Source organism: Rhodococcus sp. OK611, from assembly GCF_003050885.1.
Taxonomy (GTDB): domain Bacteria; phylum Actinomycetota; class Actinomycetes; order Mycobacteriales; family Mycobacteriaceae; genus Rhodococcus_G; species Rhodococcus_G oryzae.
Map to the genome: position 1 here is coordinate 130180 of NZ_QAOZ01000020.1, position 9846 is coordinate 140025.

The window sequence follows — 9846 nt, forward strand, 5'->3', positions numbered from 1 at the left end:
TGACAGCGTAGAGCCCACCGGATGATGACGCGGTCACTCGGGGAGGGACCCGCGCGCTGGAACGAGAACATCCGGGTCGCCGAGCAACCACCCGTACCAGTGGCCACCGGGGCCACGAAACCCTGTGCGTCCCCCACCTCACGGGTCCACACTGGCTTTGTGGGCGCTCCGCAGGCTCTGCGCCGGGAGTAGCCAACCGCGGGAGGACTCGACGACCGAGGGAGTGCGGGCATGACCGACGGCGTTCCGCAGATACCACCGAGCGCGGTCGACGTCGACCTGTCCGCCGTCGCGGACGGCTGGGACCGGTCGATGTCCGATCTCGAGACCGGCATGTGGCGGATGGAGGAGTCCCAGCCACGGTTGCGCACCCCCATCGTCGCGGTCGACCTCCTCGATCGCCCGCCGGACTGGGATCGCCTGGTGCGGGCGCACGAGTGGGCCTCGCACATCGTCCCCCGGATCCGGATGCGCGCGGTGGAGCCCGCCTTCGGTCTCGGCAACCCGGTGTGGTCGGTGGACCCCGAGTTCGATCTCGGCTATCACCTGCGGCGCATCCGGCTGCCTGCGCCTGCCGACTTCAACCACGCGCTGCGGATCTGCAGGCACATGGGCACCGAGCCGTTCGACAAGGCTCGGCCGCCGTGGGTGGCGATGCTCATCGAGGGCCTCGACGACGGCCGCGCGGTGTATGTCGTCAAGACGCACCACAGCATGACCGACGGCATGGGCGGCATCCGGATGATGACGCTGCTGCACAGCCGCCGGTCCGCGCCCAGCCCCAACAAGCCGGACCGGCTGCCCGCGCCGCCCGAGCACCTCTCCCACTTCGAGGCGCTCGGCCAGGACGTAATGACGGAGGTGCGCAAGGCGCCCGGCCGGATCACCGGGCTCATCACGGGCGCGACCAGGGCCGCGGTGGGCGCCCTCGCCGACCCGATCGGCGCCGCGAGCGACGCACTCGGCTATGCCAATTCGCTGCGCCGCATCGTCACCCCTCCCCCGGCGGCGGGTTTGCCACTGCTGCGCGGGCGTGGGCTCGGTCGCTGGTTCGGCGTACTCGAGGTGGGCCTGCCCGAGTTCAAGGCCGCCGCCCGCGCCGCGCACGGCTCGATCAACGACGCGTACGTCGCCGCGCTGCTCGGCGGTTTCCGCCGCTACGCGCAGGCCCACGGCCAGCAGATCGGCCCGATCCCGATGGGCATGCCGGTGAACATGCGGGCGGCCTCGGACCCCTCGGGCGGCAATCGGTTCGCGGCCGTCCGGTTCGCCGGGCCCGCCGCCGAGGCGGACCCGGTCGAGCGGATCAAGAAGGTGCGCGCCATCGTCCTCGGACTGCGCGAGGAACCGGCGATCGACGCGATCGACCTCGCCGCTCCCGTGCTCAAGCGGTTGCCGAACTGGCTGCTCGCCGAGTGGTACCTGTCCCAGTCCACCGGCCTCGACCTGCAGGCCAGCAACGTCGCGGGCGTCCCGGTCCCGGTGTATCTCGCGGGGGCCCGGATCGAGCGGATGTTCCCGTTCGGTCCCGCACCCGGCTGCGCGGTGATGGCAACCCTGGTCTCGCACGTGGGCACCTGCTGCATCGGGGTCAACCTCGACACCGCAGCGGTCACCGCTCCCAAACTGTTCATGCGCTGCCTGCAGGAGAGCCTGGACGAGGTTATCGCACTGGCCGGCCCGAACGAAGGGACGCAACGATGACGAGCACGCAGCACCCTCGGGTCTATCTCACCGAGACCGTGACGGCGGCCGAGGACGACGTGCTGCGGTCGTGGCTCAGCCGCCGCCCCACCGACACCGGGCAGCCCGCGACCGCGGTGCCGATCGGCAGCCAGTCGCTGGCCGAGCTCACCCGCAGGCAGGACGACCCGATGCTCACCCCCGTGCGCGTGGTGTGGCTGCCACCGCCCGACAACGGGCATCGACCCGGACTGCGGGATGCGCTGTCCCCGAGGGATCCGCTGCACCCGGGCCACGGCGCACAGCGGCGGGTGCTGCGCAGCGACCCGGCGCGCTGCCAGGTGATCGAGGGCGAGCCCGCCCCCCTCAGCGACCTCAAGCGCAGGCTCGACGAGAGCGGCGGCGGCTCGCTGCCGGAATACATCCGCAGGCAGGCCGCCCTCGCGCTGGAACGGTCCGAGCGCGCCCTGCTCGGCAATCAGTACAAGGTGTCGCGGTTCGTGACCGAGGAGATCACCGACACCGCCCGCTTCCACGCCGGCATCAGCGACCTGTCCTTGCGGCTGAACCTCCCGCTGGCCGACGTCGACAAGCGGGCCAGGGAGGCGCTGGGCGAGATGGTGGCCGCGCAGAGCAGGCGCGCGATCGCCCTGTGGGATCGGCTGGGCCGCTACTTCTCCCGCGCCTACCGGCTCGATGTCGACACCTCACGGTTCGAGGAACTGCGTGAGCTGAACCGGGAGCACTCGCTGGTGTTCCTGCCGAGTCACCGCTCGTACCTGGATCCGCTGGTGCTGCGGCCGGCGCTGCTCGCGAACGACCTGCCCCTCAATCACGTGATGGGCGGGCTGAACGTCAGCTTCTGGCCGATCGGGCCCATCAGCAGGCGCAGCGGCACCGTCTTCATCCGCCGCAAGTTCGACGGCGACGAGGTCTACAAGTGGACGCTGCGCGAGTACATGCGCTATCTGCTGATCAAGCGGTTCAACCTCGAGTGGTACATCGAGGGCGGACGCAGCCGCACCGGAAAGCTGCGGCCACCTCGCTTCGGGCTGCTCACCTATCTGACCAAGGCCTATCAATCCAGCGGCATCAAGGACGTCTACCTGGTACCGGTCTCGCTCACCTACGACCAGCTCTACGAGGTCAGCGCGATGGCCGCCGAGGCGCACGGCGAGGCGAAGACGAAGGAGAGCCTGCGCTGGATGGTCGGCTACGTGCGAGCCCAGGGCAAGCGGCACGGCGTGGCGCACGTGACCGTCGGCCGGCCGCTCTCGCTCGCCGAGTCGCTCGGCGGCGAGAAGGACCTGCGCCTGGCCATTCAGAAGACCGCGTTCGAGGTCTGTCACCGGATCAACGAGGTCACCCCGATCACGGTGTCGTCACTGGTCATGCTCGCCTTCCTCGGCATCGAGGACCGCGCGCTCACCGTCCCCGAGCTGGCCTTCATCCTCACGCCACTGGTCGACTACATCTCCGCCCGCTCGCTACCGACCGCAGGCGGTGTGGACCTGCAGAACCCGCAGGTGTACCGCAAGGCCCTGGACACGCACGTGGAATCCGGTGTGCTGCAGTGCTTCGACAAGGGCGGCACGCGCGTCTACTACCTCGGCAAGGACCAGCACCTGGTGGCGGCGTTCTACCGCAACAACACCATCCACTTCTTCGTGGTCCGGGCGATCACGGAGCTGGTGCTGCTGGGCGCCATCGAAGCGCAGTACGGCAACCTGGAGGTCGACGGCTGGATCGAGGCGAAGCGGATCCGCGATCTGCTCAAGTTCGAGTTCTTCTTCAGTGACCGGGACACCTTCGAGCACGACATGCGCCGGGAGATGGGCCTGCTCGACCCGACGTGGCAGAGCAACCTCGATGATCCGAAGCTGGCCGAGAAGATGCTCGACCGGGTGCGCCCCTACCTGGCGCACCGGGTCCTGCAACCGTTCCTGGAGGCGTACGAGGTGGTGGCCGATCAGCTGGTCCACACCCCATTGTCCGGGAAGTTCGACGAGAAGGACTTCATCACAACGTGTCTCGCGTTGGCCGAGCAGCGGCGGCTGCGCCAGCAGATCGCCAGCAGCGAGTCCATCTCGAGCGAGCTGTTCGGCACCGCGCTGAAACTGGCGCGCAACCGCAATCTGGTCGAGGCCGCCGACGGGGACGCCGAGGGCGACCTGGCACGGCGGCGGACGGCATTCGCCGCCGAGATCCGCACCCTGGTCGCCCGGATACGGCACATCCGCGGCCTCACCCAGGGGCGTCTCGACCAGTTCCGGGAGCCCAGCACTTCGCCCAAGGAGCGTGATCTGTGAGCGATGTGGACGCGTTGCACGAGGCCATCGCCGCCGCCGAGCCCGGCCCGCGGACCCTCGCCGCGTTCGACCTGGACGGCACCCTGATCAGCGGCTACTCCGCGAGCGTGGTGTACCGGGATCGGCTGCGCCGCTTCGACATCAGCCTCGCCGAGCTGCTGCGCACCACCGGCGCGGCGATCGACACCCAGTTCCGCGGCGCCGACGTCGGCGGGCTGATGCGGATCGGGGTCCAGGCCCTGGCCGGGCGGATGGACGACGAGCTGCGCGAGTGGGGGCAGCGGCTGTTCCGGCAGGAGATCGCCGGGATGATCTACCCGGAGGTCCGCGGGTTGCTCGCCGCGCACCGGAGCGCCGGCCACACGATCGTGATGGCCACCTCCGCCACCCCGTACCAAGCCCAGTGGGTGGCGGCGGACCTCGACATCGCGGACGTGCTGTCGACGGAACCGGAGGTGGTGGACGGGATGCTCACCGGCGAGCTGAGCACGCCGCCGCTGTGGGGGCAGGCGAAGGCCGACGCGCTGCGCTCGTATGCCGAGCGGAAGGAGGCCGATCTGTCCCGCAGCTTCGCGTACTCCAATGGCGGCGAGGACATTCCGATGCTGGAGTCGGTGGGCCATCCGGTGGCCCTGAACCCGGACCGCAAGCTGACCGGCGTCGCCCAGCGGAAGGGCTGGCCGGTGGTGAACCTGCGCAAGCCGCAGCTCGGCGCCGATCCGGTGTCGGTGCTGCGGACCTCCACCGCGGTGGGCGCGCTGATGGCGACGGCCGTGGCGGGCGGCGCGGCCGGGCTGTTGCTGCGCAACCGGCAGAGCGCGGCGAACCTCGTCGGCACCTTCGGCCCGGACCTGGCCCTGGCGATCTGCGGGGTCTCGGTGAAGATCAGCGGCAAGGACAACGCGTGGAGCGATCGGCCCGCGGTGTTCATGTTCAATCACACCAGTTCGCTGGACATGCTGATCGTCGGCGGGGTGATCCGCCGCGACGTGACCGGGGTGGCGAAGATGGAGGCGTCCCGCGATCCGCGTTTCGTGCCGATCGGCGCGCTGCTGGACGTGGCGTACATCGACCGGTCGGACAGCGAGAAGGCGAAGGCCGCGCTGGCGCCGGCGGTGGACAAGCTGAAGTCGGGCATCTCGATCGCGATCTCGCCGGAGGGGACCCGGACGGTGACGCCGCGCCTCGGCCGGTTCAAGAAGGGCGGCTTCCACCTGGCGATCCAGGCGGGGGTGCCGATCGTGCCGATCGTCATCCACAACGCCGGAGAACTGATGTGGCGCAACTCACTTGTGGCGCATCCGGGCACGGTGTATGTGGACGTGCTGGAGCCGGTGAGCACCGAGAACTGGACCGTGGAGACTCTCGACAAGCACGTCGACGAGGTGCGGACGCTGTTCGACGAGTGCCTGCACGCCGGGCATCAGTAGGTCCGGATCGCCACCTCGCTTTCCGATCCGACGAGGCAACCGTGCCACCCCTTGTGATGTAGAACTCGCCGATTTCGGGTTGCCCCAGGAGTGCTTCCATTTCTTAAGGTTCGCTAATAATTCGTCCGTACCTTCGTGCCCGATGTGGGTCGGGGCGGCGCCACTCTCCGCTGGGGCGGCCGCTGCACATCGCACGGACAGGACGGAACCCAGTAGTTTTGATGAGCATTGCCAGACCACAATGGACCAACCGACTTCTCCAACGCCTGCTCACCGTCACAGCGGCGCTGCTCGCGGGCGCGATGCTCGCGGGGATCTCGGGTCAGGCAACCGCGGGCGCCGCGCCCGTCGCGCACCGCGCGCCGTCGGGTGGGTACGAGGAAGTGTGGGTCCCCTCGGAGATGGGCCCGATCAAGGTGCAGATCCAATGGGCCTCCCGCGGCGGCAATGCCGCGCTGTACCTGCTCGACGGTCTGAGGGCGCGTGACGATCGCAACGCGTGGACGTTCGAGACCAACGCGCTCGACCAGTTCCGCAACGACAACGTCACCCTGGTGATGCCGGTCGGCGGCGAGTCCAGCTTCTACACCGACTGGATGGCACCGTCGAACCTCAACGGACAGCAGACCACCTACAAGTGGGAGACCTTCCTGACCCGCGACCTGCCGAACTACCTCGAGACCCGCGGGGTCTCCCGCAACAACAACGGCGTGCTCGGTCTGTCGATGGGTGGCTCCGCGGCGATGACGCTCGCGGCGCACCATCGCGACCAGTTCACCTTCGCCGGCTCCCTGTCGGGCTACCTCAACCTGTCCGCACCGGGCATGCGCGAGGCCATCCGCGTCGCGATGCTCGATGCCGGTCGCTACAACGTCGACTCCATGTGGGGCCCGCCCTGGTCGCCCGCGTGGTTGCGCAACGACCCGTTCGTCCAGGCCGAGCAGCTGCGCGGCCTGTCCATGTATGTCTATGCGGCCAGCGGTCTTCCGGGCCCCTACGATCAGCCGAACGCCCCGATCGAGTACTTCAACACCGCGGCGGGCATGGGACTCGAGGCACTGGCGCTGGCCAACACCCGCGCCTTCGAGTTCCGCTTGAACTCGATGGGCATCCCGGCCACATACAGCTTCCCGGCCAACGGCACCCACTCGTGGCAATACTGGTCCGCCGAACTGTGGAAGGCGCGCCCCCAGATCCTGAACACCTTGAACGCGTGGTGAGACTGTCCACTCGTTTCGCGAAGCGCCCGGCGGCCTGGAAGTTCCAGGCCGCCGGGCGCTTTCGTTGCTCGGCCCGGCCGCGATCACTGCCCGCCCGATCCGAGATCTAACGGAGCTCTAATCTCCGTCGCGCACAGTGCGGACATGACATTCGAACCGCGATCGACGCTTCGAGTCGCCATCGGCGCGGGCGGCACCGGTGGACACATCTATCCCGGTCTTGCCGTCGCCGAGGCTCTGCGCGAAGACACCGACGTTCAGATCGACTTCTTCGGCGCCAAGGGCAGACTCGAAGAAACACTCGTGCCCGCGGCGGGCTACCGACTTCATACCGCCGAGGTCGACGGACTGACCGGCATGCGCGGCAGCGCGAGGGCGGCAACACGACTCGTACGAGCCAGCGCCCAGTGCGCGAGACAGATCCGTGAGCTCGGCATCGACGTCGTCTTCGGCACCGGCGGATATCCCAGCCTGCCGATCGTGCTGGCCGCCCGCATCGCGGGCGTCCCGACCCTGATTCATGAGTCCAACGCCGTGCCGGGACGGGCAAACCGCCTGAGCGCGCTCCTGTCGTCCCGGGTGGCGGTGGCATTCCCGGAGGCGGCTCGCGCCTTCACCCGCAATGAGGTTCGGGTGGTCGGCACACCGCTGATGCGTGAGATCGCGCGGCTCGACAAGTGGGCGATTCGCGATCAGGCACGAACCGTCTTCGGCGCGGAACCGGGCCAGAAACTCGTGGTCGTGTGCGGCGGCAGCCTCGGATCTCGCCGGCTGACCGATACCGCGCTGTCGCTCGCGCGCCAGTGGCGCGACCGCGACGACGTCCGCCTGATCGTGAAAGCGGGGCCCGAGCATTTCGCGACGGCGTCCGCAGCGGTCGAAGGCCTCGGCAACGTGCTGGTGCTGCCGTATCTGGACAGGATGGACCTGGTGTACGCGGGCGCCGATGTCTTCGTCGGACGGGCAGGCGCGATCACCGTCGCCGAGATATCCCATGTGGGCGTGCCCAGCGTCCTCGTGCCCTACCCACACGCGATCGGTGACCATCAGCGACACAACGCGCAAGCCCTCGTGGCTCGCGGCGCCGCCAGGATGCTGGCGGACGGTGACCTGAGCCCGGCAACCCTGGCGCGATCAATCGACGACCTGGTCGGCGACGCCACTGGGCGCGCCACGGTCGAACACGCCACCCATCCGGGAATGAATGACTCCGCGCGAACGGTGGCGAACTGGATCCGGCAGCTCGGCGGTCACAAGTCCGCGGCACGCGACGTCGTCAACGCATGAACACATCAAACGCTGAGCACATCAAACGAAGGGGTGTACCCGTGAATGAATTCTGGTCCGACAGAAGAGTCTTGGTCACCGGCGGAGAGGGCTTCATCGGCAGCAGCCTGGTCGAACAGTTGCTCACGCAGGGCGCTGAGGTACGGGTGCTGGCGCACTACAAGCCCTACGCGCCGGCCGGCTTCCTGTCGGAACACCTGGACGATATCGAGATGATCGCGGGAGATGTCCGCGACAGCGGACAGGTCCTCGATGCCGCCGAGGGTGTCGACACCATCTTCCACCTCGCGGCACTGATCGGAATCCCCTACAGCTACCAGGCTCCCCTGACCTATCTCGAGACGAATGTGCTGGGCACCCAGAACATCGTCGACGCCGCGCGCCGACGCGAGGTGCGACGGGTTGTCCACACATCGACGAGCGAGGTGTACGGAACCGCGAGAGAAGTGCCCATTTCCGAGGCGCACCCGCTGCAACCGCAGTCGCCCTACTCGGCATCGAAGATCGCCGCGGACATGGTCGCGCTGTCGCATTTCCACTCGTTCGACACGCCGGTCTCGGTCTGCCGCCCGTTCAATACCTTCGGCCCGCGACAATCGACGCGCGCCGTGATCCCGGCGATCCTGCACCAGTTGCACTCCGGCGCAGAGGAGATCGCCGTCGGCGCGCTGACCCCGACCCGAGACTTCACCTATGTCGAGGACACCGCTCGCGGCTTCATGGCGATCGGCGAGTCCGAGCGGACACTGGGCCAGACGCTGAATCTCGGCACCGGCAAGGAGATTTCGATCCGCGACCTGATCGGTCTGCTCATCGAGATCTCGGGTTCCTCCGCATCGATCACCACGGAGGACTCACGCCAGCGCCCCGCGGGGAGCGAGGTCCATCGGCTGTTGTCGGACAACAGGCGGGTGCGGGAGCTGACGGACTGGGTCCCGCAGGTCTCCCTGCGCGACGGGCTCACCCGCACCTCCGAATGGGTCGGGTCTCATCCGATCGCCGACGCTCGCCGCTACCGCGTGTGAGGTGAGCCGATCACGCACCCGAGGTAGCCGGGTTTGACGGCCGCGTTCCACGAGTTCCGGTGATATCCGTGTCGGCCTGTAAGGGCCGGTTCAAACTAGTCAGGCTGGGACGGAACAAGCGCCGATCCTGGCACAAGGGCAGCCTCGATCCGGTGTCGCTACGGTACGTACGCAGACCGTCTCAGGTGGGTTCGCCGGGCATGTCGGACGATCCATCCGCGATCGAAAACTGCCGCAGTCGTGACTTTTTCGGATCCCATTGCGGGGCTTCGGTCTCGGTGAGGGCGAGGGTCTGCATCCAGGCGGTCAACTCGACGGCGAGGCCGCCATCACTCCCCCGAACGCGCGGCGGGCACCGCGCCGACGCCTCCCGTTTCGGGGTGGTGTCGGGCGGTGCCCGGTGGTTTCGCCTTTAGGCGGCGAAGGTGAGTTGGTTGCGCCGGTTGTGTGCCGGCATGGGTTGTCGCCTGGGGTCGATCCAGGTGGGTGGGGTGAACCACGGATGGCTGTCGTCTTTGCTGATGTGGACGGTCCAGTCGCCGCGGTGGATGGTGGTGTGGTGGAAGCGGCAGAGCAGTACCAGGTTTGACAGGTTGGTGGGTCCGCCGTTGGACCAGTGGATTATGTGGTGGCCTTCGGTCCAGGCGGCGGGTCGTCCGCAGCCGGGGAAGGCGCAGCCGCAGTCACGTGCGTTCAGGGCGCGGCGGAGTCTGCGGGGGATCAGGCGGGTGGTCCGTCCGACGTCGATCGGGTTGCCGTCGGAGTCCATGGCGATGGGGGTGATGTCGGCGTCGCACGAGATCTGGGCGGCGAGGTCGAGGGAGATCGGCCCCAACCAGGGCATCCAGGCGGGCCCGCGCCGTCGCCCCCGAAGGTGGCGGTGGCGGTCGCG

At 68.4% G+C, this 9846-nt stretch carries 7 protein-coding genes; 6 read left to right on the forward strand and 1 reads right to left on the reverse strand.

From position 1 onward, the window contains the following. Positions 1–231 precede the first annotated feature (231 nt). The 6 genes from C8K38_RS23360 to C8K38_RS23385 all read left to right on the forward strand — a co-directional run bounded on the left by C8K38_RS23360 (position 232) and on the right by C8K38_RS23385 (position 8954). Complete coding sequence (locus C8K38_RS23360; RefSeq protein ID WP_097213761.1) at positions 232–1704, forward strand: wax ester/triacylglycerol synthase domain-containing protein; 1473 nt, start codon at positions 232–234, stop codon at positions 1702–1704. Beyond that, on the forward strand, positions 1701–3992 hold the full coding sequence (locus C8K38_RS23365) for a glycerol-3-phosphate 1-O-acyltransferase (RefSeq protein ID WP_097213762.1): 2292 nt from the start codon (positions 1701–1703) through the stop codon (positions 3990–3992). The genes C8K38_RS23360 and C8K38_RS23365 overlap by 4 nt, the downstream gene beginning before the upstream one ends. Beyond that, positions 3989–5422: an HAD-IB family hydrolase gene (locus C8K38_RS23370; protein WP_097213763.1), complete on the forward strand. Its 1434-nt coding sequence runs from the start codon at positions 3989–3991 to the stop codon at positions 5420–5422. The genes C8K38_RS23365 and C8K38_RS23370 overlap by 4 nt, the downstream gene beginning before the upstream one ends. 221 nt (positions 5423–5643) lie before the next feature. Further along, positions 5644–6642: an alpha/beta hydrolase gene (locus C8K38_RS23375; RefSeq protein WP_097213764.1), complete on the forward strand. Its 999-nt coding sequence runs from the start codon at positions 5644–5646 to the stop codon at positions 6640–6642. A gap of 144 nt (positions 6643–6786) precedes the next feature. Then, positions 6787–7929: a UDP-N-acetylglucosamine--N-acetylmuramyl-(pentapeptide) pyrophosphoryl-undecaprenol N-acetylglucosamine transferase gene (locus C8K38_RS23380; RefSeq protein WP_097213765.1), complete on the forward strand. Its 1143-nt coding sequence runs from the start codon at positions 6787–6789 to the stop codon at positions 7927–7929. Between the two features lie 71 nt (positions 7930–8000). Next, complete coding sequence (locus tag C8K38_RS23385; protein WP_218840992.1) at positions 8001–8954, forward strand: GDP-mannose 4,6-dehydratase; 954 nt, start codon at positions 8001–8003, stop codon at positions 8952–8954. Positions 8955–9366: 412 nt separating this feature from the next. Here the strand turns inward: C8K38_RS23385 and C8K38_RS23390 are convergent. Next, positions 9367–9846 (reverse strand): HNH endonuclease signature motif containing protein (locus C8K38_RS23390; RefSeq protein WP_143548510.1); only part of this gene is annotated, 480 nt, incomplete at its 5' end.

Excerpts from the sequence above, each read along its gene's own strand:
- C8K38_RS23360 (WP_097213761.1), top strand. The coding sequence starts at position 232 with ATGACCGACGGCGTTCCGCAGATACCACCGAGCGCGGTCGACGTCGAC.
- C8K38_RS23380 (WP_097213765.1), top strand. The coding sequence starts at position 6,787 with ATGACATTCGAACCGCGATCGACGCTTCGAGTCGCCATCGGCGCGGGC.
- C8K38_RS23365 (WP_097213762.1), top strand. The coding sequence starts at position 1,701 with ATGACGAGCACGCAGCACCCTCGGGTCTATCTCACCGAGACCGTGACG.
- C8K38_RS23375 (WP_097213764.1), top strand. The coding sequence starts at position 5,644 with ATGAGCATTGCCAGACCACAATGGACCAACCGACTTCTCCAACGCCTG.